The organism is Janthinobacterium sp. KBS0711, from assembly GCF_000988085.1.
Classification (GTDB): Bacteria; Pseudomonadota; Gammaproteobacteria; order Burkholderiales; family Burkholderiaceae_D; genus Janthinobacterium; species Janthinobacterium lividum_E.
The window spans coordinates 233206-259001 of record NZ_LBCO01000020.1; the positions used below are offsets into that span (position 1 = coordinate 233206).

General features: G+C 64.9%; 23 protein-coding genes and 1 pseudogene. 16 read left to right on the forward strand and 8 right to left on the reverse strand.

What is annotated here, in order from left to right; all coding sequences use genetic code 11:
* The 4 genes and pseudogenes from VM94_RS28720 to bla form a co-directional block, all read left to right on the forward strand.
* Nucleotides 1–420: pseudogene (locus VM94_RS28720) on the forward strand (hypothetical protein); the annotation flags it as partial.
* Nucleotides 421–484: 64 nt separating this feature from the next.
* Nucleotides 485–877, forward strand: coding sequence for a BlaI/MecI/CopY family transcriptional regulator (locus VM94_RS12390; RefSeq protein WP_034757543.1), 393 nt, complete (start codon nucleotides 485–487; stop codon nucleotides 875–877).
* Entirely contained in the window at nucleotides 874–2628 is a 1755-nt protein-coding gene (locus VM94_RS27250; protein WP_052755739.1) for a M56 family metallopeptidase, read from the forward strand. The genes VM94_RS12390 and VM94_RS27250 overlap by 4 nt, the downstream gene beginning before the upstream one ends.
* A gap of 78 nt (nucleotides 2629–2706) precedes the next feature.
* Complete coding sequence (bla, locus tag VM94_RS12405) at nucleotides 2707–3636, forward strand: subclass B3 metallo-beta-lactamase (protein WP_235432904.1); 930 nt, start codon at nucleotides 2707–2709, stop codon at nucleotides 3634–3636.
* Between the two features lie 5 nt (nucleotides 3637–3641).
* On the opposite strand, the gene VM94_RS12410 is transcribed toward bla, so the two are convergent.
* Both VM94_RS12410 and VM94_RS12415 read right to left on the reverse strand, forming a co-directional pair.
* Nucleotides 3642–3965, reverse strand: coding sequence for a tetratricopeptide repeat protein (locus VM94_RS12410; RefSeq protein ID WP_046683746.1), 324 nt, complete (start codon nucleotides 3963–3965; stop codon nucleotides 3642–3644).
* A 71-nt stretch (nucleotides 3966–4036) separates the two neighbouring features.
* Nucleotides 4037–5029 carry a zinc-dependent alcohol dehydrogenase family protein gene (locus VM94_RS12415; protein ID WP_046683747.1) on the reverse strand — a complete coding sequence of 331 codons (993 nt, stop codon included), beginning with the start codon at nucleotides 5027–5029 and terminating at the stop codon, nucleotides 4037–4039.
* A 118-nt stretch (nucleotides 5030–5147) separates the two neighbouring features.
* On the opposite strand from VM94_RS12415, the gene VM94_RS12420 reads away from it, so the two are divergent.
* The 3 genes from VM94_RS12420 to VM94_RS12430 all read left to right on the forward strand — a co-directional run bounded on the left by VM94_RS12420 (nucleotide 5148) and on the right by VM94_RS12430 (nucleotide 9610).
* On the forward strand, nucleotides 5148–6068 hold the full coding sequence (locus VM94_RS12420; RefSeq protein WP_046683748.1) for a LysR family transcriptional regulator: 921 nt from the start codon (nucleotides 5148–5150) through the stop codon (nucleotides 6066–6068).
* 55 nt (nucleotides 6069–6123) lie between these two features.
* On the forward strand, nucleotides 6124–8214 hold the full coding sequence (locus VM94_RS12425) for a TonB-dependent siderophore receptor (RefSeq protein WP_046683749.1): 2091 nt from the start codon (nucleotides 6124–6126) through the stop codon (nucleotides 8212–8214).
* 226 nt (nucleotides 8215–8440) lie between these two features.
* Entirely contained in the window at nucleotides 8441–9610 is a 1170-nt protein-coding gene (locus VM94_RS12430) for a DUF1624 domain-containing protein (RefSeq protein WP_046683750.1), read from the forward strand.
* 6 nt (nucleotides 9611–9616) lie between these two features.
* Here VM94_RS12430 and VM94_RS12435 read toward each other — a convergent pair whose 3' ends face one another.
* The 3 genes from VM94_RS12435 to VM94_RS12445 form a co-directional block, all read right to left on the reverse strand.
* Entirely contained in the window at nucleotides 9617–11488 is a 1872-nt protein-coding gene (locus tag VM94_RS12435; protein WP_046683751.1) for a carboxypeptidase-like regulatory domain-containing protein, read from the reverse strand.
* Nucleotides 11489–11593: 105 nt separating this feature from the next.
* The gene (locus tag VM94_RS12440) at nucleotides 11594–12124 is read right to left on the reverse strand and encodes an isochorismatase family protein (protein WP_046683752.1); all 531 of its coding nucleotides are present in this window, start codon (nucleotides 12122–12124) and stop codon (nucleotides 11594–11596) included.
* A 50-nt stretch (nucleotides 12125–12174) separates the two neighbouring features.
* A complete protein-coding gene (locus VM94_RS12445) occupies nucleotides 12175–13092 on the reverse strand; it encodes a LysR family transcriptional regulator (protein ID WP_046683753.1) in 918 nt (305 codons plus the stop codon).
* Between the two features lie 122 nt (nucleotides 13093–13214).
* On the opposite strand from VM94_RS12445, the gene VM94_RS12450 reads away from it, so the two are divergent.
* From VM94_RS12450 to mmsB, 3 genes are read left to right on the forward strand one after another with little or no spacing between them, the layout of a single operon-like run.
* Complete coding sequence (locus VM94_RS12450) at nucleotides 13215–14429, forward strand: ABC transporter substrate-binding protein (RefSeq protein ID WP_058050819.1); 1215 nt, start codon at nucleotides 13215–13217, stop codon at nucleotides 14427–14429.
* Nucleotides 14430–14445: 16 nt separating this feature from the next.
* The gene (locus VM94_RS12455; RefSeq protein WP_046683754.1) at nucleotides 14446–15960 is read left to right on the forward strand and encodes a CoA-acylating methylmalonate-semialdehyde dehydrogenase; all 1515 of its coding nucleotides are present in this window, start codon (nucleotides 14446–14448) and stop codon (nucleotides 15958–15960) included.
* 9 nt (nucleotides 15961–15969) lie between these two features.
* Nucleotides 15970–16863: a 3-hydroxyisobutyrate dehydrogenase gene (gene mmsB / locus VM94_RS12460; protein ID WP_046683755.1), complete on the forward strand. Its 894-nt coding sequence runs from the start codon at nucleotides 15970–15972 to the stop codon at nucleotides 16861–16863.
* On the opposite strand, the gene VM94_RS12465 is transcribed toward mmsB, so the two are convergent.
* On the reverse strand, nucleotides 16860–17249 hold the full coding sequence (locus VM94_RS12465) for a DUF1090 family protein (protein ID WP_046683756.1): 390 nt from the start codon (nucleotides 17247–17249) through the stop codon (nucleotides 16860–16862). The two genes, mmsB and VM94_RS12465, sit on opposite strands and share 4 nt — an antisense overlap.
* A gap of 134 nt (nucleotides 17250–17383) precedes the next feature.
* Here VM94_RS12465 and VM94_RS12470 point away from each other — a divergent pair, with 134 nt between their 5' ends.
* From VM94_RS12470 to VM94_RS12490, 5 genes are all read left to right on the forward strand, one after another.
* The gene (locus VM94_RS12470) at nucleotides 17384–18226 is read left to right on the forward strand and encodes a tetratricopeptide repeat protein (RefSeq protein ID WP_046683757.1); all 843 of its coding nucleotides are present in this window, start codon (nucleotides 17384–17386) and stop codon (nucleotides 18224–18226) included.
* Nucleotides 18223–19224 (forward strand): tetratricopeptide repeat protein, encoded by a 1002-nt coding sequence (locus VM94_RS12475; RefSeq protein ID WP_046683758.1) that lies wholly within the window; start codon nucleotides 18223–18225, stop codon nucleotides 19222–19224. The genes VM94_RS12470 and VM94_RS12475 overlap by 4 nt, the downstream gene beginning before the upstream one ends.
* A gap of 68 nt (nucleotides 19225–19292) precedes the next feature.
* On the forward strand, nucleotides 19293–20507 hold the full coding sequence (locus tag VM94_RS12480) for an AGE family epimerase/isomerase (RefSeq protein WP_046683759.1): 1215 nt from the start codon (nucleotides 19293–19295) through the stop codon (nucleotides 20505–20507).
* The gene (locus tag VM94_RS12485) at nucleotides 20504–21424 is read left to right on the forward strand and encodes a carbohydrate kinase family protein (protein WP_046683760.1); all 921 of its coding nucleotides are present in this window, start codon (nucleotides 20504–20506) and stop codon (nucleotides 21422–21424) included. The genes VM94_RS12480 and VM94_RS12485 overlap by 4 nt, the downstream gene beginning before the upstream one ends.
* Before the next feature lie 198 nt (nucleotides 21425–21622).
* Entirely contained in the window at nucleotides 21623–22075 is a 453-nt protein-coding gene (locus VM94_RS12490) for a hemerythrin domain-containing protein (RefSeq protein WP_235432905.1), read from the forward strand.
* Nucleotides 22076–22094: 19 nt separating this feature from the next.
* On the opposite strand, the gene VM94_RS12495 is transcribed toward VM94_RS12490, so the two are convergent.
* Nucleotides 22095–23153: a LacI family DNA-binding transcriptional regulator gene (locus VM94_RS12495; RefSeq protein ID WP_082127691.1), complete on the reverse strand. Its 1059-nt coding sequence runs from the start codon at nucleotides 23151–23153 to the stop codon at nucleotides 22095–22097.
* Complete coding sequence (locus VM94_RS12500) at nucleotides 23137–25050, reverse strand: glucokinase (RefSeq protein WP_046683762.1); 1914 nt, start codon at nucleotides 25048–25050, stop codon at nucleotides 23137–23139. Before VM94_RS12500 ends, VM94_RS12495 begins: the two co-directional genes overlap by 17 nt.
* 344 nt (nucleotides 25051–25394) lie before the next feature.
* Here VM94_RS12500 and VM94_RS12505 point away from each other — a divergent pair.
* Nucleotides 25395–25796: carbohydrate porin (locus VM94_RS12505; RefSeq protein WP_046683763.1), on the forward strand; the 402-nt coding region annotated here is incomplete at its 3' end.

Here is a 25796-nt window from a genome sequence, read left to right on the forward strand (position 1 = left end):
AGGGCGGCGGCGCTGGGGCTGGACTTGTCGGTGACCAAGGCGCGCAAGCCGGAATGGCTGGCGAACAACTTGCTCAACCCCTTCCGCGACTGGGATGGCCGTGAGCATATTTCCCCCGCGTATGCGAAAAAGGCGGCCCTGGCCTACAAGAACATGCTGGCCGTGACGCGCGGTATTGACGCCGCCATGGAGGCGACGGTGGCGACGGCCGCGCTGGAGGCGATGGTCACCGCCTATGTCGATGCATTCAACAAGATCGAGCGGCGCGCGAGCATCATCGAGACGGTCGAACGCGAGGAAATCTACTCGGTACTGGCGGAACTGCTGGCGCAGCTAAGTGGGCAACTGAGCGGGCAGGGCGCGGCGCTGGTCGATGAGGCTGCCTTGCTGGACTTGTTCGACCGCTTGCGCGAATTTTAGTCTCGCACGGCAATCTAGAAAAAAAGTTCTAGACATGGCGTTCTAGATTGGGTATTCTAGCGGCATGTTAAAAAATACCTCCACTCCCCATCCCACGGCCGCCGAACTGGACCTGCTGCGCATCCTGTGGCAGCGCGGTCCGTCCGACGCCCGCGCCGTGTATGACGCCCTGGCCGCCGAGCGTGCCGACGCCAGTTACGCCACCGTGCTGCGCCAGTTGCAGCTGATGCATGGCAAGGGCTTGCTGAGCCGCGATGAAAGCCAGCGGCCGCAGCTGTATGCGGCCGTCGAAGCGCAGGAAAAGTTACAGACCAGCTTGCTCAAGGACTTGATCGGCAAGGTGTTTTCCGGTTCTGGCAAGGCGCTCGTGCTGACGGCGCTGCGCGAGCACGTGAGCGACGCGGAACGCCTGGAAATTGAAAAAATCCTGCGCAGCAAGGATGGTGGCGCGCCATGAATCTGGACATGGGCTTGGGCATTGAGTTGGGCAAGCTTGTTCCTGCGCTGGGCTGGGTCCTGCTGTATTTTGTCTGGCAGGGCGTGATCGTCGGCGCCGTGTCCGCTGTCCTGCTCTGGCTGCTGCGCCACGCGAGCGCGCGCTGGCGCTATGCCGTTTGCGCCCTGGCGCTACTGTTGTGCCTGTGTATTCCCTCGCTCCACCTGCTGTCTCTGCTGTCGGGCACATCACTGGCCCAGTTGCCCGTGGCCGCGCCGCCGGCCTGGCGCGCCGCGCTGCAAGCGTGGATGCCGGCCCTGGTGCTGGCCTGGAGCGCCGGCGTTGGCCTGATGAGCTTGCGGCTGTGCCTGGGCCTGGCCTGGGTCGGCAAGCTGCGCCGCCAGGCCGTGGCCGCCCCGGCCGTCTGGCAGGCGCGCCTCGATGCGTTGGCGCAGCGCATGGGCCTGCAGCGGCGGCCGCCGCTGAAGCTGCATGCGGGCCTGGCCAGCCCCGTGACCGTGGGTTTCTGGCGCCCCGTCATCCTGCTGCCGGCAGCCTTGCTGAGCGGCATGCCCGTCGCCTTGCTCGAAGCGCTGCTGGCGCATGAGCTGGCGCACGTGCGGCGCTGGGATTACCTGGTCAATTTGTTGCAAAGCGTGGCCGAGGCGCTGCTGTTCTTTCACCCCGTCGTGTGGTGGTTGTCGGCGCGCATGCGGGCCGAGCGCGAACAGGTGGCCGATGCCCTGGCCGCGCAAGCGCTGCAAGACCCGCAGCAACTGGCCACGGCGCTGCATGCCTTGTCCCTGCAGACGGCCGCGCCGCAGCACTCCGGCTTGTTGATGTCGGCCCGGGGCGGGGCGTTGCTCACGCGTATCGAACGCTTGATGGCGCCCGGTCTGGATGCCGGCAGCTGGAAGCTGGCCGTGCCCGCCTTGCTGCTGGCCTGTGCCACCTTGCTCCTGCAGACGCAGGGCAAGCCCGAAGTCAGCGGCGCGACCCTGGCTGAAGCTGCCGCCGGCATGCTGGACTTGCCCGTCAGCGCCAAACACATGCTGGTGTTCGATGACGCCAGCGGCAAGGTGCTGATGGCGAAAGACGCGGACGCCGTCGTGCCCATCGCCTCGATCACCAAGCTGATGACGGCCATGGTGGTGCTCGACGCAGGGCAGGATCATGATGAGCAGGTACGCATCGTGCGCGCCGATGGTGGTGCGTCCTTGCAACGCCGCAGCCTGCTGGCCGATGGCGTGGCCGTGTCGCGCGGCGCGCTGTTGCAACTGGCGCTGCTGCCGTCCGAAAACCGCGCCGCCGCCGCGCTGGCGCGCACCTATCCGGGCGGCAGCGCGGCTTTTAGTGACGCCCTGCAGGCGAAGATCCGGCACCTGGGCTTGCGCCGCACCACCTTGCTGGACCCCGTCGGCAGTTCGCCCGCGAATACGTCCACGGCCAGCGAGGTGGCCAAGATCGTCGCGGCCGCCGCGCGCTATCCGGACATCGCGCGCATCACCAGCCACCCGCAAGCGAGCGTGGCCGTCAATGGCAAGGTCCGCACCTTGCACAACACCAATCCATTGGTGGGCGGCAAGGGCTGGGACATCGTGTTGTCGAAGACGGGCAGCAGCCACGAGGCGGGCAGTTGCCTGACGATGCGTATGCGCAGCGGCGGCAAGCACGTCACCGTGGTGCTGCTGGACGCCGACGGTGCGCAGCGGCGCTCCCTCGACGCCGGACACATCCGCGACACCCTGGCCGACAGGACCGGCCGCATGTAGATACCCCCCGGGCGCGCCAGTGCGGGCGCCCTTCTTTTTTACACTCTGGAGATGAAGATGACACTATTGGCGAAGTTGATGCTGGCTACGGTTGCGACCATGGCGGCTGGCACGGTGCAGGCGAAGGCACCCGCATCGGTGCAGGATAAACCGGTAAATTGCGACAATTGCAAGGAATGGAACGCGCCCGTCAAGCCGTTCAATGTCTTTGGCAATACCTGGTATGTGGGCACGGCTGGGCTATCGGCCGTGCTGGTGACGAGTCCGCAAGGCCATATTCTGCTCGACGGCGCGCTGCCGCAATCGGCACCCCTGATCATCGCAAACATCAAGGCGCTGGGCTTCCGTATCGAGGACGTGAAATACATCCTCAATTCGCACGCTCATTGGGACCATGCGGGCGGCATCGCCGCGCTGCAGCGGGCCAGCGGCGCCACCGTGATGGCCAGCGCGGCGGCCGCGCCGGTGCTGCAAAGCGGTACCAACGGCAAGGACGATCCGCAGTACCAGGCCAATCCCGTCGTGCATGTGGCCAAGGTGAGCAAGGTCAGCCTGGTAGGCGAGGGCGATACCGTCAAGGTGGGACCGTTGACCTTGACGGCCCACATGACGCCGGGCCACACCCCCGGCGGCACGACGTGGACGTGGACGTCGTGCGAAGGCCAGCGCTGCCTGGACGTCGTGTATGCGGATAGCCTGAACCCGTATTCGAGCGGCGATTTCACGTACACGGGCAAAGGCGGCAAGCCCGATATTTCGGCCTCGTTCGAAGCGAGCATCGCCAAGGTGGCCGCCTTGCCATGCGACATCATCATTCCCGTGCATCCGGGCACGACGGACGTGCTGGGCAAGGCCGCCAAGCGCAGCGGTCAAGACAATCCCCTGATCGACGCCAACGCCTGCCGCGCCTATGCGGCCGAAGCGGGCGGCTTGCTGGCCAAGCGCCTGGCGAAAGAGCGGGGCGTGGCGTTACCAGCCGAAGCCAAGGGCGCCGCGCACGCGCATTAAGCTTTTTACTCTGCCGCCTGCCGCTGTTTGTGCAGGCGTTTCAGGAATACCGTCATTTCCTTGACGGCTTGCAGGTCGCCTTGCTGCTGGGCCACGGTCACGCCGGTGGTCCACGCAGCCTGCGCTTCGTCCAGCCGGCCCAGCTGGTGCAAGGCCTTGCCCAGCAGTTTCCAAGCGGCGGAATAGCCGGGCTGCTGCACGGTGGCTTGCGCCAGGTGCAGGGCGGCTTGCTCGGCATCATGGTCTTTCAGGCAGGCATCTCCCAGGCCAAAGCGCAGCAGCGCGTTGTCGCGCCCCTGCGCCAGCAGTTTTTCCAGATTTTCACGCATCAAGAGTCCTATTAATATGCAAGTTTATTCTTGTATATTAACGTTTCCGCTTGCAAGTAACAAGCCCGCGTTCAATCCCGCACCTCCACCTCCACCACCAGCTTGCCGCGCGCGCTGCCGTCCATCTGCGCCGCATGCGCATCGTGCGCCGTGCGCAGGGTAAAGCGGCGTGGATCGAGCCGCACCTGCAACTTGCCCGCCTCGATTAACTTGTTGGCTTCGCGCAAGATGGCGCCATGGCGCGCGTGGCCTTGGCCGCTCAACAGGGGCAGCAGGGTGAACACGCCCGAGTATGTTGCCGCGCGCGCCGTCAGCGGGCTCAGGGCGAACGTGCCCCAGCCCAGGCAACTGACGACGTGGCCGCCGTAGAGGCGTGCCGCCTGGAAGCTGGCGTCCAGGGTGGCGCCGCCCACCGTGTCGTAGACGATGTCGAAGCCGGCGCCGCCCGTGTGTTCGGCCACGTAGTCATCCACCGTGCTGGTGCGGTAATCGATGAAATGGGCGCCCAGCGCCTCGATGGCGTCGCGGCTGGCCGCGCTGCCCGTGGCATACACTTTGGCGCCAAGGGCGACGGCGAGCTGCACGGCCATGTGGCCCACGCCGCCCGCGCCGCCATGCACGAGCACGCTGTCGCCCGCCTTCACGTGGGCGCGGTCGACCAAACCTTCCCAGGCCGTGATGAAGACGAGGGGCAGGGCGGCCGCCTCGCGCATGCCCAGCGCTGGCGGCACGGGCGCCAGCAGCGCTGCGTCGAAGACGCCGTACTCGGCCAGCGAGCCCTGGATGCCGGCTATGCCGCCCGCCATGCCATAGACTGTTGCGCCAACGTGAAAAGTCGTCACGCCATCGCCCACGGCCGCCACCGTGCCGGCCACGTCGATGCCGAGGATGGCGGGCAGGCTGGGCCGGGCGTGCGGGGCGGCGCCGGCGGCGATTTTCGTGTCGAGCGGATTGACGCCGCTGGCGGCGATGCGCACGAGGACTTGCCCGGGGCCGGGCTGCGGCAGGGGAACGTTTTCGATGGTCATGCGGGCGGCAAAGCTGGTGAGGACGAGGGCTTGCATGGGGTTCTCCTGTGGTTGATGCCTCAGTCTAGGCGGGGATGGCGCAAAGAAAAACGGGGCGCGGCCCCATGCACTATTTCGATATCGTGGATAATCATAGTCAAACAGGAGGAAATGCATGGACAGGCTGGAAGCGATGCAGGTGTTTTGCGCCGTGGTCGAGGCGGGCGGTTTCAGCAAGGCGGCGCAGCGCCTGGGCATTTCGACCTCGTCCGTGACGAACCAGGTGGCGGCGCTGGAAAAACACTTTGGCGTGCGCCTCTTGCAGCGCACCACGCGCAGCATGTCGCTGACGGCCGAAGGCCGGCAGTGCCATGCGCAGGCGCGCCAGATGCTGGCCGATATGGCGGCACTGGAGTCCAGTCTTGAACAAGCGGCCGGGAAACCCTCGGGCAGCTTGCGCGTGGATATGCCCAGCAGCATCAGCCGCAACCTGGTGGCGCCCGCCTTGCCCCGTTTTACGGCCGCCTGTCCCGACATTTCCCTGCGCCTGACGGTCAGCGACCGCCTGGTCGACATGGTGGAAGAGGGCATCGACGTGATGCTGCGCATCGGCGAGCCGCAGGATTCGTCGCTGGTGGCGCGCAGCCTGCTGAAGATGGATTACCTGTGCTGCGCCTCGCCCGCCTTTGTGGCCCGGCATGGCCTGCCGCGCACGCCGCAGGAGCTGGACCAGTTTGCCTGCCTGCATTTCCTGTACCCGAAATCGCGCCAGGTGCGGCCGTGGCTGTTCCAGGCCAAGGAGGGAGAGGCGGGCGCTGCCGCGTATGCGCACACGCCGCCGGCCGCATTGGCCTTCGACCATATCGAATCGATGATCGCCGCCGCCCAGGCTGGCTGCGGCATCGTGCAGGCGCTGTCTGTTTCCGTGCTGCAGCCGCTGCGTGAGGGCAGCCTCGTGCCCGTGCTGCAACCGTTCCGCACGCGCGGGCCGGACCTGTGGGCGCTGTTCCACCCGCGCCAGCTGCGCGCGGCCAAGGTGCAGGTGTTCGTGGAGTTTTTGGCGCAGATTATTGATGAAGGCTTTAATGAGAATTGATTATCAATTATAATGCAAGCCTATTGCATTGAATTGCCCATTGTCAGGAATCCCCATGCCCGTGTTTTTACGCCGCCCCGTAGCGCTCTTGCTGGCCGCCGCCAGCCCCTGGTCACTGGCAGTCGATGGTGCGCAGGCCGATGATGTCGTCACCGTCAAGGCCGAGCGCCAGCACTACCGCAGCCTGTCCGCCACGGGCGCCACCAAGACGGACGCATTGCTGATGGACTTGCCGCAAAGCGTGCGCGTGCTGACCGGCGACCTGCTGCGCGACGCGGGCGTGACGACCCTGGCTGGCGCCCTGGACCTGGCCAGCGGTATTGCAAAACAAAGCCCGCTGGGCGGCCTGTGGGACAGCTACGCCATGCGCGGTTTCACGGGCGATCCGAATTTCGGTTCCGACTACATGGTCAACGGTTTCAGTTCCAGCCGCGGCTACAACGGCATGCGCGACGGCGGCAACACGCAGGCCGTGGAAGTACTGAAAGGCCCGGCCTCCGCCCTGTACGGCCGGGGCGAGCCGGGCGGCACTGTGAATATCACGACGAAAAAACCGAAGTTCGCGCCTGAATACAGCGCCGATGTTTCTCTCGGCAGTTTCCAGACGCGCCGCGCCGCCCTGGACTTGACAGGGCCGTTGAGCGACACCATCGCCTACCGCCTGAACGCGGCGCATGAAGCAGGGCACAGCTTCCGCGATACTTTGAAGGTCGAGCGCAGCCTGTTTGCTCCCTCGTTTCTCTGGCTGGTGGGCGAGCACACGACCGTGTCGTATGAAATCGAAGCCGTGCGGCAGCGCGCGCCGTTCGACCGCGGCGTCGTCGCCGTGAACGGCAGGCTGGGGGCGGTGCCAGTGTCGCGCTTCCTGGGCGAGCCGGGCGACGGCCGCATGACGGTCAAGTCGCTGGGACAGCAGCTGTTCATCCATCACGCGCTGTCCGACGACTGGACGGTGCAGGCGGGCGCTTCCTACCGCGACAGCGAATTGCGCGGTTATTCGACCGAGGCGAGCAAGCTGCTGGCCGATGGCCGCACCTTGCAACGCCAGCGCCGCCACCGCGATTTCTCGGCCACCGACGTGTCGGCACGCGTTGAAGTACTGGGCAAGTTCAGGACTGGCGCGTTGGCGCACGAGGTGCTGGCCGGCGTCGACGCCTATCATTTCGACGACCACCGGGTGCAGCTGCGCCGCAACCCCTCGGCCGCGAATGCCTATGCCATCGATATTTTCAATCCCGTGTATGGCGGCAAGGCCGATCCGCTGGCCTTGGCCATCGACACGCAGGAAGGGCAAAGGGCGCGCGGCCTGTATGCGCAGGACCAGATCGACCTGGGCGCGCAATGGAAGGCGCTGGTCGGCGTGCGCCACGATAGCTACACGCAGGACGTGACGAATAATCGCCTGCACGTGAGCAACCGCCAGTCGCTGTCGGCCACCAGCCCCCGCGCGGGCCTCGTCTACCAGCCGTCGAAGGCGTGGTCGCTGTATGCGAGCGCGGCCAAGGGCTTCCGGCCCAACAGCGGCATCAGCATAGCCAACCAGGCGTTTCCCGCAGAGCGCAGCCGCTCGTATGAGCTGGGCGCCAAGCTGGAAACGGGCAAGCTGACGGGCACCGTGGCCGTGTACGACATCCGCAAGAGCAATGTGCTGACGACCAATCCCGCCAACACGGATTTCGCCGTTGCGGCGGGCGAGGTGGGCAGCCGGGGCCTGGAGCTCGACGTGTCGGGTGAAGTGGCGCGCGGCTTGCGCGTCTCGGGCGCCTATGCGTACACGGACGCCACCGTCACGCGCGGCGACAATACGATCGTGACGGGCAGCCGCTTCGCCAACGTGCCGCGCCACAGCGCCAACCTGCTGGCCACGCAGCAATTCGCGCTGGGCACGGGCACGGCCAGCGTGGGCGGCGGCCTGCAATACGTGGGCGAGCGCCTGGGCGACGTCGCCGTCAGCAGCAAATTTACCCTGCCGGCCTATACGACGGCCAAACTGCTGGCGTCTTATTCGCCGACGGCGAAACTGCGCCTGGCCCTGAACGTGGAAAACCTGTTCAACCGCAGCTATTATGCGAGTTCCTATAGCCAGCTTTGGGTGGCGCCGGGGGCGGAGCGTACGGTGACAGTGAATGCGCATTACAGGTTTTAACTGTGGTCCTCTGTACATGCCACCGAATTGTTCGAAACCAGCAGCGTAGAGCCGGGGTCAGTTCCTTCTGAATCGGAATGCGCCCCACTGGGGCGTATTCCCCCGGCGGGTCTGACCCCGGATTTTTGCCTGTGCGGCAAGTGACGCCGACGACACTCCAACGCACCAATGCACCAACGCACCAATGCACCAACGCACCAACGCACAAATACATAGACATACGCTAATGACTGTTCCCACTCCCCTGACTTCCCCCGCCACCCTGCGCACCCGCATCGCCGTCATCGACGTCATGCGTGGCCTCGTCATGCTGATCATGCTGTTCGACCATGTGCGTGAAACGGTATTCCTGCACCACCAGGTCAGCGACCCCATGGATGCGGCCCACGTCGACCCGGCCCTGTTCTTCACGCGCCTGGCCGCCCACGTATGCGCGCCCATGTTCGTCTTTTTGACGGGTTTGTCCGCCTGGCTGTATACGCATCCGGCCGCCGGTCCGCGCAGTGCTACCGGCTTTTTGTTCAAGCGGGGCTTGCTGCTCGTCGTGCTGGAACTGGTGTTCGTCAACTTTGCCTGGATGGGCACTTTCACGCCGGCGATCCTGTATCTGCAGGTGATCTGGGTCATCGGTCTGGCCATGATGGCGCTGGCCGTGCTGCACAAGCTGCCGTTGAAAGTGCTGGTCGTGCTGGGCGTGGCGATTATCGCCGGCCAGCATTTTTTTACCTGGCTGCACGCGGAAGAGGGCAGCCTTGGCTACTATCTGCTGACGGTGCTGCTGCAACGCGGTTATCTGGTCGCCGATGGCGCCATGAAGATCAAGGTCAGCTATCCGCTGCTGCCGTGGATAGGCGTGATCGTGCTCGGCTATGCTGCCGGGCCCCTGTATGCGCGCGGGCTGTCCGCCGAAAGCCGTCGCCGCTGGCTGCTGGCGCTGGGCGGCGGCAGCTTGCTGCTGCTGGCCGTGCTGCGCGGCTTGAATATTTATGGCGAAACCTTGCCGTGGATGACGGGCGACACGGCCTTGCGCACGGCCATGAGCGTGCTGAACTTCACCAAATATCCGCCATCGCTGGACTTTTTGCTGTTCACCCTGGGCCTGGGCTTGCTGGGCATGGCCTGGCTGGAAAGCGTCGATAACTGGTTTACGCGCGCTTGCGCCACCTTCGGCGGCGCGCCCATGTTCTACTATCTGCTGCACCTGTACCTGCTGCTGGTCATCCGTATCGCCTTGACGGCCGCGCTGGGTGCCAACCATGGCGACCGTTATGGCGTCGAGCACATCTGGCAAGTGTGGCTGATCGCACTGGCCCTGATGCCCGTGCTGTATTTTCCTTGCCGCGCATTTGCCAATTACAAGCGCACCTCGAAGCAGGCGTGGGTGCGCTACTTCTAAGCTCGCCTATTTGCAGTAGAGGCGGTCAATGCTGTGCGGCGACGCCAGGTAATGCCGCGTCTGCCATCCGATGGCCACCCGGTAGGCGCACGGCGGATCGAGCGCCACGTTGACGGGGAAGCCGCCATTGTTGCCCGATAAGTGAGGCCCGCCCGCGCCGCCACGGAACAGATAGTTGCTCGGTGGCGGCGGCGGGGTGAAGCTGGCGGCCGGCAGCGGTGGCGGCGGATGCGTGATGCCGTTGTTGTTGGAAATCGTGATATTGAAAAAGCGCAGATGCGGGTGGTCTATCGTGTACAGGATATGCACGAGGCCGCCCGCGATGGGATTGCAGGCATTGCTGCGCAGCTCTTCCAGGTCCAGCGCCACGATGACGGGCGAGTTGTCGAAGACGATGGAATCGAGCCCATCCGTCGCCACCAGCGCCAGGTTGATGCCGTCGCGCACTTCGAAGCCCAGGCGGTAGCGGCGTATCGGTTCGCTCTCGGCCGCCGCCAGGCTGCGGCCCGCGTCGAGGATGGGCAAGCCGCCCGGCAGCTTGGCCGGATGCAAGCTCGTGATGGCCGGCGTATTCACGGTCAGCAAGTCAAACGTGCGCAGGAAGATGCTGGGCGCCACGTTGACGATGGCCGTGGTGCCGTCGCGCATGTCCACGGTGACGGGCTTGCCGTCCACCCGTATCCAGCCGCCCGGTTTCAAATCGCCCGCGTCGATGATGACGGGCGCCGAATCGCCGAGGCCCAGTCCGTTCGTATAAAACACATAGCCGACGTGCGTGCCGAGCACTTGCGTCAACGGCGCCAGGCTGGCGGGCGCCACCGGGGGGATGGCCGTCGGGTCGTCGCTGCCGCCGGGCCAGGACCATTCGCCGATGAGAAAGCGGTATTCGAGCGGGTTGGCGGGGATGGCGCTATTGCGCAACGGGCAATTGCCTTTCAGGGTGACGCCGCCGGCGAACACGTACGAGGCGCCGGCGCCGCCCGCATAGCCTTGCGCGGAAAAGCCGGCCAGCGAGGGAAACGGGTGGATGTCGAAGACTTCCACTTGCTGCCAGTGGGGCACGCCTTCCACGTCGGGCGGCAAGACTTTTTTCGAACACAATTCCACGCAGAAGCAATGGCCCACGTTTTCGCGGCCCGGCTGGCGGCCGTTGGCCTGCGTTTCCGACAGGATGGGCACGCTGCCCAGCTGCGCCGTGAAATACACGTCGGGCCCGCTGGCGAACTCCACGTTGAGGAACGGAGAGAAAGGCGTCAAGGTGAAGTCGGACGTCAGGTAATCGATGCGGAAGCGCCCGCTGGCGTCCGTCACCGCGACACCGAGCGCATCGTCCTGCAGCCAGTCGGCGTCGAAGGCCCGCACGGTGGCGCCGGCGATCGGCGCGTGGGGAGCGTCGCAGGTGCGCAGCCGGCCGCAGATGGTCCAGGCGCCGAAGCGGGCGCGTACGAGGCACCAGAAGCGTTGCGGTAGGCAATAGTCCCAGATGGCGAGGAAGTCGTTCTCGGCCTGGCGCCAGCGGGGCTGGATGGTGGTGATGGAAAACTGCAGCGGCACGGGGTCTTTCGGCCCCGGTTTCAACCGCGGCACGGTGGGGCACAGGATGTCGACTTCCACGGCCTCGCCCCGGTAATCGCCGTCTAGTGTGAAACTGTAGTTGCCGTCCTCGTCCGTGCGCGCTTCGGCCAGCAGGAACGGTGCTTTCGCTTGCACCTCTTCTTCCGTGAGGATGGCGAAGGTTTCCTTGGCGCTGGCCATGGCCAGGGCCGTGACGTTTTGCGACTCGCGCGGCCGGTACAGGCGCACGATGACGTGGGACAAGGCTTCAGGACACTCGGCACAGATCAAGCCGCATAGCTTGCCCCGCAGGATGTAGGCCATGATGGCTCCCTTGCTGATGTGGACGGCGCGCCGCTCGGAATGGGGCGCTGTTACCAAGCTAGCAAATGGGCAGCCGTCGGGCTTGATCTGGCTTAAACCTGCTTTCTATTTAATCAGCGCCAATACCTCGCGGAAACGCGGGTGCTTGCAGTCGCGCAGCCATTCGAAGGCCAGCATTTCCACCGTCACCAGATGGGCGCCCAGCTTGCCCAGGCGGGCCAGCGCCGCGTCGCGGCTGGCCCCCTGGCGCGAACCGACGGCATCGATGGCGATGATGACCTCGTACCCCAGCTCCAGCAAGCCGATGGCCGTCTGCAGCATGCACACATGGGCTTCGCACCCCGTGACGACGATCTGTTTGCGCCCTGGCGGCAAGATGTCCTGCAAGCCATCGAAACAGGCGCCGAAATGCGTCTTGTGCAAGGTCCGTTCGCACAGGGCGGCGATCTCTTCGACGTTTGGCCCCAGTCCCTGGCGGTTCTGCTCCGTGCCCAGCACGGGCACGTCGAGCAGCCGGGCAATCTTTGCCAGGCGCAGGTTTTGCGCCAGCACGAGGCCCGCATCGTGGATGGCCGGCATCAAGCGGCCTTGCAGGTCGACAATGACCAGAACGGCCTGGTTCGCATCCATCAGCATGGCGTTCTCCTTATTAGTATGTGGCGACAGTGTAGCGCGCCGCAGCGTGCTCAAGCTGGCCAGCTGGGCGTGGCCGTTTCGCCCATCAGATAGGCGTGATTCAAATCGATGGCGCTGCGCAGGTAGTTCCACAGGGCGCTGACCCGGGCGATATTGCGCCGTTCGCTCGGCGAGATCATCCAGAAGGCGCGCAGCAGGTCGATCTCGCCGTCGAGCACGGGCACCAGTTCGTTCGACTGCTGGGCCACGAAGCAGGGCAGGATCGCCAGCGCCTGGCCCGCGCGCGCCGCGTGGTACTGGGCGATGACGCTGGTGCTGCGAAACGCGCGCAGGGAATCGGGCGCCACGTTGTCCATGTAGCGCAGTTCCGAACTGAAGACCAGGTCGTCCACGTAGCCGATGATCGGGTGCTGCGCCAGCTGCGCCACGCTGGTGATCGGCGCGTGGCGCGCCAGGTAGCCCGGCGTGGCGTACAGTTTCAGCCGGTAGTCGGACAGCTTCGTCACGACATACGGGCCGGACAGGGGGCGCTCGATGGAAATGGCAACGTCCGCCTCGCGCTTGGACAGGCTGACGAAACGGGGCACGGCGATCAAGTCCACGCTGATGTGCGGATAGCGGCCGCAAAACTGCGCGAGGTGGGGCGCCAGTACGATGGCGCCGAAGCCCTCGGTGGCGCCCAGGCGCACCTGGCCCGACAGCAGCCGGTTATGTTCGCCCAACTCTTCGGTGGCGGCAAACACCGTGCTTTCCATCGTTTCCGCGTATTCCATCAGGCGGTGGCCCTCGGGCGTCAGCTGGTAGCCCACGTAGTTGCGGTCGAACAGCTGCGTGCCCACCTGCTCCTCGAACTTGCGCATGCGCCGCGACACGGTGGAATGGTCGATGCCCAGCTTTTTCGCCGCATCGACGAGGCCGGCGCTGCGCGTCAGTTCCAGGAATACCCGCACATTATCCCAATCGAGCATGGCAAACCCTCTCTGTGCATTTTTGCAAAGGAATTATGCATTAATTTCACTTGAGCACATATTTTTACACATGCAGAATGCATCTATACATATAAGAAAAACCCATCCACCTGGAGACACGCATGAAAAAAACCGTTCTGGCCATGGGCGCGCTGGCGCTCACCCTGTCCTTTGGCGCGCACGCGCAGATTTCCGATGGCGTCGTCAAGGTCGGCATCCTGACCGACATGTCCGGCCCGTATTCGGCCATGGGCGGGCGCGGCTCCGTCGTCGCCAGCCAGATGGCCGTCGAGGATTGTTTGAAGGCCGAATGCAAGGGCATGAAGATCGAGATCCTGTCGGCCGACCATTTGAACAAGGCCGATATCGCCGCCTCCAAGGCGCGCGAATGGATAGACCGCGACAAGGTCGACGCCATCGCCGATCTGACCAATTCCTCGGTGGCCCTGTCCGTGCAAAAGCTGATGAAGGAGAAGGGCGGCATCGCCATGTTCAGCGGCCCGGCCACGGGACGCCTGACGAATGAAGACTGCTCGCCGAACGGCTTCCACTGGATGTTCGACACGTATTCGCAGGCGGCCGGCACGGCGGCCGCGCTGACGAAACTGGGGCAGAAATCGTGGTACTTCGTCACCGTCGATTATGCGTTCGGCCACTCGCTGGAAAAAGACGCCAGCGAAGTCGTCAAGCGCAATGGCGGCACCGTGGTGGGCGCCGTGCGCCATCCGCTGAACGCCTCGGATTTCTCGTCCTTCCTGGTGCAGGCGCAGGGCTCGAAAGCGCAGGTGATCGGCCTGGCCAACGGCGGCGCGGACACGGTGTCGGCCATCAAGCAGGCGCGCGAATTCCGTATCGGCAGCGGCAAGGATCAGCGCCTGGCCGCCTTGCTCGTGTTCCTGTCCGACGTGCACGCGCTGGGCCTGGAAACGGCCCAGGGCCTCGTCTATGCGGACGGCTTTTACTGGGATTACGACGACCGCAGCCGCGCGTTTGCGAAACGCTTTGAAGCGCTTAACAAGGGCGCCAAGCCGACCATGGTGCAGGCGGGCGTGTATTCGAGCGTCTACCACTACCTGAAATCGGTGGCGGCGGCGAAAAGCGACGACTCGAAGATCGTCGCCCAGAAAATGCGCGAACTGCCGATCAAGGACGCCGTCATGAACAACGCCTCGATACGCCCCGATGGCCGCGTCATCCACGACATGTACCTGGTGCAGGTGAAGACCCCGGCCGAATCGAAAGGCGCGTGGGACTACCTGAAAGTGCTGTCGACCATCCCCGCCGACCAGGCGTTCAAGCCGATGGATGCGGCCGCGTGCAACCTCGTTAAAAAATAATCACGGAGCCAAACAAATGAACCAAGCCCTCACCCAAGTCCCTACAGTCCCCCTGCACATCGCCGGCAAGCACCATGCGTCAAGCAGCACCGAATGGCGCGACGTCATCAACCCGGCCACGCAGGAAATCGTCGCCAAGGTGCCGTTTTCCACGCCCGATGAAGTCAACCTGGCCGTCGCCACGGCCAAGGAAGCCTTTAAAACCTGGCGCAACACGCCGCTGGCCGCGCGCATGCGCATCATGCTCAAGTACCAGCACCTGATCCGCGAAAACATCGGTACTTTGGCCGAACTGATCACGCGCGAACACGGCAAGACCTTGCCCGACGCGGAAGGGGAGGTGATGCGCGGCCTGGAAGTGGTGGAACACGCGTGCTCGATCGCCACCCTGCAACTGGGCGAAATCGCGGAAAACGCGGCAACGGGCGTCGACGTGTACAATATCTACCAGCCGCTGGGCGTGGGCGCCGGCATCACGGCCTTCAACTTCCCTGTCATGCTGCCGTGCTTCATGTTTCCGATTGCGATTGCCTGCGGCAACACTTTTGTCCTGAAACCGTCGGAGCAGGATCCGTCCTCGTCGATGTACCTGGTCGAACTGATGTACCAGGCGGGCTTGCCGGCCGGCGTGCTGAACGTCGTGCATGGCGGCGCGGACGTCGTCAACATGCTGTGCGACCATCCCGACATCAAGGCCGTGTCCTTCATCGGTTCCACCCACGTGGGCACGCATGTGTACCGCCGCGCCAGCGAATCGGGCAAGCGCGCGCAATCGATGATGGGCGCGAAAAACCATTGCGTGGTGCTGGCCGACGCCAACAAGGAGCAGGCGATCAATAACCTGATCGGCGCCGCGTTCGGCGCGGCCGGCCAGCGCTGCATGGCCAATTCCGTCGTGGTGCTGGTGGGCGAGGCCCGCTCCTGGCTGCCGGAAATCGTCGCCCGCTCGCAAGCCCTGAAAGTGGGGCCGGGCAGCGACCGCACGGCGGACCTGGGTCCGATGGTGTCGAAAGCGGCCATGCAGCGGGCGGAAAAACTGATACAGGCGGGCGTCGATGAAGGCGCGCAGCTGCTGCTCGATGGCCGCGGCCACAAGGTGGCCGGCTACGAAGGCGGCAACTTCATGGGGCCGACGATTTTCTCGAAGGTGGCCGCATCGAACTCCGTCTACACGCAGGAGATTTTCGGCCCCGCCATGTGCGTCGTCGAGACGGACACCCTGGACCAGGCCATCGCCTTCATCAACGCCAATCCGAACGGCAATGGCACCTCGATCTTCACCTCGTCCGGCTGGGCGGGGCGCAAGTTCCAGAACGAGATCGACGTGGGGCAGGTGGGCATCAACGTGGCCATCCCCGTGCCCGTCGCCTACTTCAGTTTCACTGGCTCGCGCGCGTCGAAGCTGGGCGACCTGGGCCCGAACGGCAAGCAGGCGCTGTATTTCTGGACCCAGACCAAGACCGTCACGGCGCGCTGGTTCGCCCCGGACGATGGCGGCAGCGGCGTCAATACCACCATCTCGATGAAATAAGGGGCTGCCATGGCGACCAACATCGTTTTCATCGGCCTGGGGAACATGGGCTTGCCCATGGCGCAAAACCTCGTGCGGGCGGGCCATGCGGTGACGGGTTTTGACCTGGTGCCGGCCAGCGTGCGGCAGTTCGCCGATGGCGGCGGCCTCGTATCCGATGACCAGGCGGCGGCGATCCAGGCCGCCGACATCGTCATCACCATGCTGCCGGCCAGCCGCCACGTGCTGGGAGCCTATCTTGGAGACGCGGGCATCCTGGCGCAGGCGCGGTCCGGCACCTTGCTGATCGACTGTTCGACGATTTCCACCGAAGCGGCGCGCCAGGTGGGCCGCGCCGCGCAGGAGAAGGGCTTGCCCATGCTGGACGCGCCCGTTTCCGGCGGCACGGCGGGCGCCACCAACGGCACCTTGACCTTCATGGTGGGTGGCGAAGCATCCGCGCTGGCGGCGGCGCGGCCCTACCTGGAAGTCATGGGCAAGGCCATCTTCCACGCGGGCGGCGCGGGCTGCGGGCAGACGGTCAAGATCTGCAACAACATGTTGCTGGGGATACTCATGATCGGCACGAGCGAAGCGATACGCCTGGGCGTGGCCAATGGCCTCGATCCAAAAGTGGTGTCGGACGTGATGGCGAAAAGCTCGGGCCGCAACTGGACCCTGGAGGTGTATAACCCGTGTCCGGGCGTGGCGGAAAATGTGCCCGCGTCGCGCGGCTACACGGGCGGCTTCGGCGTCGACCTGATGCTCAAAGACCTGGGCCTGGCCGTGGAAAGCGCGCTGGCCAGCGGAGCCTCCGTGCCGCTGGGCGCCTTGTCGCGCAATTTATATAGTTTGCACAGCAAGGCGGGATCGGGCGCGCTGGATTTTTCCAGCATCTACCAGATGCTGGGCGAGAAGGCTTAAGGCTGTTGCGCCTGCAGGGCGGCCAGTTCCGCCCTGGCTTTTTCCAGCTTGCCTTCCAGCTTGGCGATCTTCTTCGGCTGTTTATTGGCTTCCTGGGCCAGGCGCAGCGAACGCTCCGTCTGGTTCACCTTGGCCTGCGCCTTGACGATCTTCTTGTTGTGGCGTTCGACCAGGCTGCTGTCGCGGCAGTGGGCGTTGACTTCATCGAGCGCGCGCGTGAGGCCCGCGACCTTGTCGGACAGGCCCTGTTCCTGCGCCTGGCGCAATTCGCTGCGGATGCTTTCGCGCTTGGCGGCGCAGCCGGCCAGCTGGGTGTCTGCGGCGCTGGCGCCCACGGAGGCTGCGGCCAGCAGCAGGGTCAAGGCGGTGGTGGCAAGGCGGTTCATGGCGTTCCTGGGTAAGTGGTGAGCCCGTGCAATGTAAGCCCGGCGGCTTGCCCTGTCAAACTTCCCGTACCGTGCGCGCCTGTCTGGCGCGGCATCGGCTACCATGCGTGTTTTCTTCTTCCCGACACCGTCGCATGCCCCAGAAATTCCTCTTGCTGCTGCCTTTTCTGCTGCCGCTGCCCCTCCTGGCGCAAACCTCGCCCACCTTGCTCGACCTGCAGCTGATCGCCATCAAGGCACGGGCGGATGTGACCAGCCATAGCCCGGAAAGTATCGCCGAGTTTGCCGAGACGCGGCGGCTGGCGGAAACAGGCGACGTCGAGGCGCAGCTGGAACTGGCGCGCATGCTACAGCTGGGCGTCGGCGCGCCGCAAGACACGGCGCAGTCGATGGCCTGGATACGCAAGTCGGCCGAAGGCGGCTATGCGCCGGCGCAAGCGGCTTTGGGCCTGGCGTATACCGTGGGCGGCAAGGTGCCCATCGACCGCGTGCAGGGCGAGTACTGGCTGCGCAAGGGCGTGGCGCAGGGCAACGCCGAGGCGCAAACCATCCTGGCGCTGGAATTCATCGATGGCGACAGCAGTGCAGAAGAGCAGGCGCTGGCCATCACCTGGCTGAAGGCGGCGGCGAACGAGCAGCACTTTGTGCCCGCCTACAATGCGCTGGGCGAGCACCTGATGCGCGCCGCCACCGATGAGCGGCAGCGCGGCGAGGCTTTCCACTGGTATGACAGATCGGCGCGTGAAAAGGAGCCGGCCGGCATGCGCAACCTGGCCCGCGCGCACGAGCTGGGCCAGGGCGTGGCGCAGTCGGACAAGCTGGCCCTGGTCTGGTACGAACGGGCGGGATGGAGCGGCGACGTGCCCGCCATGCGGCGCATGGTCGATGTGTACGTCAAGGGCGAACTGGGACAACAGGCGAATGCCGAAGACGCCGCCGAATGGCGCGGTAAATTGGCTGAAAAGGAAAACAAATGAAGACCATGCTGTTCATCTTGAGCCTGGCCTTGGCGCAGAGCGTGCTGGCGCAGCCAGCGTCCCTGCAAAAGCCGCACCAGCATCCGGCGCTCGTGGAATTCGACATGTCCGGCCAGGACGCCATGCGCGCAAAGGTGCAGGCCGTGATCGACCGCCCGGCCGACCTGTCGCCAGAGAAGGTCGCGGCCTTCGACAAGACGCGCGCCGCTGCGGAACGGGGCGACACGGCCGCCCAGCTGGAACTGGCGCAGATGCTGCACGAGGGCGAGGGCACGCCGCGCGACTATGACGCCGGCCTGGCCTGGATGACGAAATCGGCCGAAGGCGGCTATGGCCCGGCGCAGGCTTTCCTGGGCGTGGCCTATACCTTGGGGCAGGGCATGGCCATCGACCGCAAGCTGGGCGAATACTGGTCGCGCAAGGGCGCCGCGCAAGGCGTGGAACTGGCCAACTTCACGGTGGCCCAGCACTTTGAAAACATCCACAGCAGCCCGGAAGAACAGGCGCATGCGCTGCACTGGCTCAAATACTATGCCGAAAATGGTTTCATCCCTGCCTACAATGAAATCGGCTACCGCCTGATGATGACGGCGAAGGACGAGGCGCAGCGCAAGGAAGCGTTCGGCTGGTATATGCGGTCGGCGAAGGCGCTCGATCCGTCGGGCTTGAACAATGTGGCCTATTCGTATGAAGTGGGGCAGGGCGTGCCGCAGAGCGACGAGGCGGCCCTGGGCTGGTACGAGATGGCGGCCATCGCCAAAAGCCCGCCGGGGCAGACGGGCTTTGCGCGGTTGCTGGAGCAGGGCCGTGGCGGCCCGACCCGGCAAGGGCCGGCGCCCAAACCGTTTGAGTTGTACCTGCTGGCCGCAAAGCAGGGCGATGCTGAAGCCATCGAACGGCTGGTCAAGGTGTACGATAAGGGCGAGCTGGGACAGACGGCCGATCCCGCGCAGGCCGCACTGTGGCGTGAAAAGCTCAGGCTGGCCAAGACTCCCTGAGCGGGCATGACGGCGCGGAAACGGCATGCTATCATCATTGTTATCGATAACAATATCATGAGAGAACCATGAATCCCGATTTCCGCTCCAAGGCGACGCTCGAAGCGCACATCCTGCACACGATGCACTTTTATCACCCGCGCGCCATTGACCCCAGCGGCGGCTTTTACCACTTCTTCCTCGACGATGGCACCGTGTACGACGCCAGCACGCGCCACCTGGTCAGCAGCACGCGCTTCATCTTCAATTACGCCATGGCCTACCGCCATTTTGGCGGCGACGAATACCAGGCGGCCCTGCGCCACGGCGTGGCCTTCTTGCGCGACGCGCACCGCGACCCGGCCACGGGCGGCTATGCCTGGCAACTGAAATGGCAGGACGGCGTCAAGACAGTCGAAGACGGCGCCAACCACTGCTACGGCCTCGCCTTCGTGCTGCTGGCCTATGCCCACGCCTTGCAGGCGGGCATGACGGAAGCGCGCGCCTACCTGGACGAAACGTTCGAATTGATGGAACAGCGCTTCTGGCTGCCCGAACACGGCCTGTACGCGGACGTGGCCAGCGCCGACTGGTCTGCTCTGGATGGCTACCGTGGCCAGAACGCCAACATGCATGCGTGCGAAGCGATGCTGGCCGCGTTCGAGGCGACGGGCGAGGCGCGCTATCTGCACCGCGCCGAGACGCTGGCGCACAATATCACGGTGCGCCAGGCGGGCCTGGCAAACGGCATGATCTGGGAACACTACACGCCCGATTGGGCTATCGACTGGGATTACAACCTGCACGACAAGAGCAATATCTTCCGCCCGTGGGGCTACCAGCCCGGCCACTTCACGGAGTGGGCCAAGCTGCTGCTGATCATGGAGCGCCACGCCAAGTTCATGGCCGGTCCGTCCGACTGGCTGCTGCCGCGCGCGCGCGAACTGTACGACACGGCCCTGGCCAAGGCCTGGGATGGCGCGCATGGCGGCATCCATTACGGCTTCGGCCCGCAAGATGAAATCTGCGACGGCGACAAATACTTCTGGGTGCAGGCGGAAAGCTTCGCCGCGGCCGCCGTGCTGGCCGCGCGCACCGGGGACGAGGCCTACTGGCAAAGCTACGACAAGATCTGGGACTACAGCTGGCAGCACTTCGTCGATCATGAACATGGCGCCTGGTACCGCATCCTGACGCCCGAGAACCAAAAAATCAGCAAGGAGAAAAGCCCGGCCGGCAAGACCGATTACCACACCATGGGCGCCTGCTATGAAGTGCTGAACGCGATTGGCGGTGCGGCATGAACACCTCTTTTCCAACTTTTGTGTCGGCTGGCGAAGCGCTGACGGACATGCTGCGCATGGGCGCCGATTCCTGGAGCAGCCAGGTGGGCGGCTCGACCTGGAACGTGGCGCGCGTGATGGCGCGCCTGGGCGTGCCCAGCGCGTTTGCGGGCGCCGTCAGCCGCGACGTCTTCGGCGACGCGCTGGCCGCTGCCACCGACGTGGCGGGCCTGGACATGCGCTTCCTGCAGCGCCATGCGAAGTCGCCGCTGCTGGCCATCGTGCATGAACTGCATCCGCCCACGTACTACTTCATCGGCGACGACAGCGCCGACCTGCATTTCGACGCGGCGCTCTTGCCGGCCGGCTGGATGCAGGGTGCGCAATGGGTGCATTTCGGCGGCATCAGCCTGGCGCGCGAACCGCTGGCGGGCAAGCTGGTGGCGCTGGCGCAGGAACTGAAGGCGGCTGGCGTGAAAATCAGCTACGACCCGAATTTCCGCATCATGATGGATGAGCGCTACGACGCCACCCTGCGCCGCATGACGGAGCTGGCCGACGTGATCAAGGTGTCCGATGAAGACTTGGCGGGCCTGTTCCGCCATGGCGACATCGATGGCGCGTTTGCCATGCTGCGCAGCTGGAATCCGCACGCCACGTATTTGTATACGCGCGGCGCGCAGGGCGCGGCCCTGTTCCAGGGCGAACGGACATGGCAGGCGGCACCGCCCGTCATCGAGGTGGTCGACTCGGTGGGGGCGGGCGACGCCAGCATCGGCGGCTTGCTGTACAGCCTGATGTACCGCCCGGATGCCGACGGCGGCCAGCACTTGCGCTTTGCCGTCGCGGCCGGCGCGGGTGCCTGCCTGGCGGCCGGTGCCGCGCCGCCTTCGGTGGAGCTGGTGCAGTCGCTGGAGGCGCGCACGGTCGTCAGTTAAGTCAGCTTGGGCTGATCTGCATCAACAAGGTAGCCACGTTTGGGCTTGGCCTACCTTGTCGTAAGCCGTGCTCCTACATGGCCGCCGCAGGGCGCTGTCTAGAATGTGCACTTCATGTGTACAACTGGAGACAACATCATGGCCACCCAATCACCTCAGGCAGCTTCCGTTTCCCAAACACAGGCAGGCATGCCGGACATGGACGCGATCGAGCTGCTGACGCAAGATCATCAAACCGTCAAAGAACTGTTCGAACAGTACGAGGGCCTCAGCGACCGTTCGCTCGTCAGCAAGCGCAAGCTGGCCCTGAAAATCTGTGAGGAACTGAGCAAGCATGCGATGGTGGAAGAAGAAATCTTCTATCCCGCCGTGCGCGACGCCAGCCGTTCGAATGAAGACCTGGTCGATGAAGCCACCGTCGAGCACGCATCAGCCAAGGAGCTGATCGCGCAAATCGTCGCCATGGCGCCGGGCGAAGACTTGTATGACGCCAAGGTCAAGGTACTGTCCGAGCAAATCGATCACCACGTGCTGGAAGAGGAAGGCGAGATTTTCCCGCGCGCGCGCGACGCGGAAATCGACCTGGAAGCCATGGGCAGCCAGATCGCGGCGCGCAAGGCGGAAATCGAGCTGCCCGACATGCAGGCGTGAGCGCAATGGATGCGCGTGGCTAGCGCGCGCGTCCCGTCGATGCGCGTTCCATCAAGGTAAACGCCATCAAATGATGCGTGGCCGTCGCCGTTTCGCCGGCGCGGCGCTGGCGGATTTCGTCGATGACGAGACTGACGGCGGCGCGCGCCATGTCGGCGATGGGCTGGTGGATGGTGGTCAGCTCGGGCCAGACGGTGGTGGCGACGGGCGTGTCGTCGAAGCCGCACACGCTCAATTCCGCCGGCACCTGCAAGCCCATGCCGTGCGCCACGGCCAGGGTGGCGGCGGCCATGTCGTCGTTGCTGGCGAAGATGGCGCTCGGGTGCGGTGCCTGCGCCAGCAGCTGGCGCGCCGCGTCCAGCCCCGAACGATACGTAAAGTAACCTTGCGCCACCCTGTGCGGCGCCACTGGCAAGCCCGCTTCCCGCATGGCGTCCTCGAAGGCCTGGCGGCGCAGCAGGGCGGGCGTGTGCGCCGGGTCGCCTTCGATGAAGCCGATGTCGCGGTGGCCCAGCGCAAGCAAGTGGCGCGTCATGGCCAGCGCGCCTTCATAGTCGTCGATGCGCACGGCCGAGACGCCGGGCGAGGGACGCGCCGTGGCCACGGCGATGGCGGGGATGCCCATGGTATTGAGCTGCGCCAGCACGGCGGGCGAATCGCACAGGGGCGGCGGCACGAGGATGCCGTCGACGCCGGCCGCCACCAGGCAATCGATGCCGGCGCGCTGGCTGTCCTGGTCTTCGCAACGCTCGAGCAGCAGCTGGCCGCCGCCCTGGCGGCACTGGTCCATGGCGCCGACGAGAAATTCGCTGAGAAAGGCCGCGCTGGGGTTGCTGTATAACAGGCCGATGCGCAGGGTGCCCGTGCGGGCCGCTCTGGCCGCCAGGTTGGGCTGATAGTGCAGGCTGGCGATCGCCGCCTCGACCTTGTCGCGCGTGGCCGTGCTGACGCTGGCGCGCCCGTTGATCACGCGCGATACCGTCATGGCCGACACGCCGGCCACGCGCGCCACGTCGTGCACGGTGGCCCCGCTGGCGGTGTCTGGTGCGGCGTGCGCCGCCTTATTCGAGGTGGCCACCGAATTTCAGCTTGCCGCTGATGCGCATGCCGTGCAATTGGCCTTCTTCCAGTTCGGCGGCGCTGGTGCGTTGCGCCGTGTCGCGCCGCGCCAGTCCCACCGACAGGATATCGAGCATCATCAGCTGCAGCAGGCGCACGATCATGGGCACGAAATTGAGGTTGCCTTCCGGGTGGTTCAAGGTCAGCAGCACGTCGGCCAGCTTGGCCAGCGGCGAACCGCTGGCCGTGATCGCCAGCACGCGCGCGCCGCAGCCCTGCGCCACCTTGACGGTGCGCAGCAGGTCGGGCAGGGCGCCCGAACGGGAAATGACCAGCGCCACGTCGCCCGGTTTCAGCATGGCGGCGCTCATTTCCTGCGCCTGCGGGTCGGCAAAGAAGCTGCTGACGATGCCCAGGTTGAGCAGCTTGTGCTGCATGTCGTCGGCCACCACGCGGGCGCTGCCCACGGCCAGCAGCTCCACGCGCTGCGCGCTGCGCAGCAGTTCGATGGCCGCCGTCAGCGCTTTCACGTCGAGCATGTCGCGCATGGCCAGCGCGGCCGAGGCATTATTGCCCAGCACCTTGCGCGCCAGTTCGGCGTCGGAGTCCGAGATCTCCACATGGCAGTGGGCCACCGTGATGGCGCCGCCCGTCAGGCCGGACGCCAGCTTCAATTTGAAGTCGGCCAGGCCCTGCACGCCGATCGAACGGCAAAAACGCATTACGGTGGGCTGGCTCACGCCCACCCGCTGGGCGATTTCCGCGATCGGCAGGGTCAGCATGGCGTTCGGTTCCTTCAGCACCCAGTCGGCCACCTTGCATTCCGATGGACTCATGCGCCCGCGCGCCTGGCGCACGGATTCGAGCACGGGCGCGCCGGTATGGGCGCGCTTGAGCTTTTGCGCCAGGATGGCGGCGATGCCGAGGAAAGTCGGCAGTTCAGCCGTGATCAGGAAGGTGGGAATCTGCGCCAGGTATTCGTTCAGGCGGCCCTTTTGCTCGAAGCGGGCGCGGAACTGCGACTGTTCGAACAGGGGCCCCAGGCGCGGCACGATGCCTCCGCCTATATAGATGCCGCCCAGCGCGCCCAGGGTCATGGCTACGTTGCCGGCGATGGAGCCGAGGATGGCGCAAAAGCAGTCCACCGCTTCCAGGCACACGTCGCATTCATTGTTCAGGGCGCGGCTGGTGATGTCGGCCGCCAGCAGCGGCGGCGCATCGGGCTTGCCGGCGCGCTCGGACAGGGCGCGGTAGATCAGTTCCAGCCCCCGTCCGGAAGCGAGACGTTCGGCCGAGACGTGCGACAACTCGCGCCAGGCGAAGGACAGCACGTCCATCTCGCGCTGGTCGCAGGGGGCGAAGCTGACGTGGCCTCCTTCGCTGCCCAGCGCGATCCAGCGGTCTTCCGCGGGGATCATGCCCGACACGCCCAGGCCCGTGCCCGAACCGAGCAAGCCGATGACGCTGTCGGCGCGCGCCATGCCGCCGCCGATCTGCAGGCGCTGGTCGGGGCGCAGGTAGGGCAGGGCCATGGCCAGCGCCGTGAAGTCGTTCACCACCAGCAGGGTGTCGAGGCCCAGCGCGGCGCGCATCGCCTCGATCGAGAAGAACCAGTGATGGTTCATCATGCGGATATTGTCGTCGTCGATGGGATTGGCGATGGCGATGGCCGCATGGCGCACGCGCGCCGAACCGGCGGCGCGCGCCTCGCCGCTATCCATATAGGCGGTGATGGCGTCGAGCAGCGAAGCGTAGTCGTCGCAGGGCAGCACGGCTACCGCTTCCAGGTGGCCCTGGCGCGTTTCCAGCACGAAGCGGGCATTGGTGCCGCCGATGTCCGCCAGCAGGCGCGGGCCTTCACTGAAACGCTCCGCCGGATCGCTGCCTGCTACTTCCATTTTTTCATCAATTTTCATGGCGGTGCCTAGTCTCGTATGCGTGCACGGTCATGGCCGCGCACTGTCGTTATGGCAAAAACCAAGGATTTTAATTCGTATACGTGCCGCGTGCCGAAAAATGCGGGTTGCCTGCACAAATGCTTTTCCATAGTGCCAGATGCGGTGGCGCCAGCGGGAAAAACAGGGCAGTCAACTCGTCTGTCGGTACGCAAATAAAGTGTCGCAGAGTAGTCGTAGGATTACAACATAATATGTTGATATTTGTTCGTAGTATAGTTACTATGTCCCTGCTGGAAAGAATTCTGGCCAGTACATTCGGCCACGAATGACTAGATAAAAAATAACTACTGAGGAGACTTACCATGCTGCATCGCAACATGTTGAAGGCCGTGTTGAAGACACTGCCGGCTGCCATCGTCTTAGCCATCGCCAGCGGTTCCGCTGCCGCCGATCCAATGTACCCATCCGACTCCGAAGGCTTCCACGGCTACCTGCGCGCTGGCGCCGGCAGCAATACCTCGGGCGACGGCGGTTCGCAGGGCTGCTTCGGCCTCGGCGGCAACACCATGAAATATCGTCTGGGCAATGAGTGCGACGCCTACACGGAATTCGGCTACACCAAGTCCGTCGCCAAGTCCGGCGGCGTGAACTACCTGGCCACGATCTGGGTCAACGCCTACGCGCCAAACTCGGATTTCGGCGACAACAAACTGGGCATCGTCAAAGCCTATGTCGAAGCGCAGGGACTCGATTTCCTGAACGGC

Bases quoted from the DNA above. Each gene is read 5' to 3' on its own strand.
- VM94_RS12390 (WP_034757543.1), top strand. From the start codon at position 485: ATGTTAAAAAATACCTCCACTCCCCATCCCACGGCCGCCGAACTGGAC.
- VM94_RS27250 (WP_052755739.1), top strand. From the start codon at position 874: ATGAATCTGGACATGGGCTTGGGCATTGAGTTGGGCAAGCTTGTTCCT.
- bla (WP_235432904.1), top strand. From the start codon at position 2,707: ATGCTGGCTACGGTTGCGACCATGGCGGCTGGCACGGTGCAGGCGAAG.
- VM94_RS12410 (WP_046683746.1), bottom strand. From the start codon at position 3,965: ATGCGTGAAAATCTGGAAAAACTGCTGGCGCAGGGGCGCGACAACGCG.
- VM94_RS12415 (WP_046683747.1), bottom strand. From the start codon at position 5,029: ATGCAAGCCCTCGTCCTCACCAGCTTTGCCGCCCGCATGACCATCGAA.
- VM94_RS12420 (WP_046683748.1), top strand. From the start codon at position 5,148: ATGGACAGGCTGGAAGCGATGCAGGTGTTTTGCGCCGTGGTCGAGGCG.
- VM94_RS12425 (WP_046683749.1), top strand. From the start codon at position 6,124: ATGCCCGTGTTTTTACGCCGCCCCGTAGCGCTCTTGCTGGCCGCCGCC.
- VM94_RS12430 (WP_046683750.1), top strand. From the start codon at position 8,441: ATGACTGTTCCCACTCCCCTGACTTCCCCCGCCACCCTGCGCACCCGC.
- VM94_RS12435 (WP_046683751.1), bottom strand. From the start codon at position 11,488: ATGGCCTACATCCTGCGGGGCAAGCTATGCGGCTTGATCTGTGCCGAG.
- VM94_RS12440 (WP_046683752.1), bottom strand. From the start codon at position 12,124: ATGCTGATGGATGCGAACCAGGCCGTTCTGGTCATTGTCGACCTGCAA.
- VM94_RS12445 (WP_046683753.1), bottom strand. From the start codon at position 13,092: ATGCTCGATTGGGATAATGTGCGGGTATTCCTGGAACTGACGCGCAGC.
- VM94_RS12450 (WP_058050819.1), top strand. From the start codon at position 13,215: ATGAAAAAAACCGTTCTGGCCATGGGCGCGCTGGCGCTCACCCTGTCC.
- VM94_RS12455 (WP_046683754.1), top strand. From the start codon at position 14,446: ATGAACCAAGCCCTCACCCAAGTCCCTACAGTCCCCCTGCACATCGCC.
- mmsB (WP_046683755.1), top strand. From the start codon at position 15,970: ATGGCGACCAACATCGTTTTCATCGGCCTGGGGAACATGGGCTTGCCC.
- VM94_RS12465 (WP_046683756.1), bottom strand. From the start codon at position 17,249: ATGAACCGCCTTGCCACCACCGCCTTGACCCTGCTGCTGGCCGCAGCC.
- VM94_RS12470 (WP_046683757.1), top strand. From the start codon at position 17,384: ATGCCCCAGAAATTCCTCTTGCTGCTGCCTTTTCTGCTGCCGCTGCCC.
- VM94_RS12475 (WP_046683758.1), top strand. From the start codon at position 18,223: ATGAAGACCATGCTGTTCATCTTGAGCCTGGCCTTGGCGCAGAGCGTG.
- VM94_RS12480 (WP_046683759.1), top strand. From the start codon at position 19,293: ATGAATCCCGATTTCCGCTCCAAGGCGACGCTCGAAGCGCACATCCTG.
- VM94_RS12485 (WP_046683760.1), top strand. From the start codon at position 20,504: ATGAACACCTCTTTTCCAACTTTTGTGTCGGCTGGCGAAGCGCTGACG.
- VM94_RS12490 (WP_235432905.1), top strand. From the start codon at position 21,623: ATGGACGCGATCGAGCTGCTGACGCAAGATCATCAAACCGTCAAAGAA.
- VM94_RS12500 (WP_046683762.1), bottom strand. From the start codon at position 25,050: ATGAAAATTGATGAAAAAATGGAAGTAGCAGGCAGCGATCCGGCGGAG.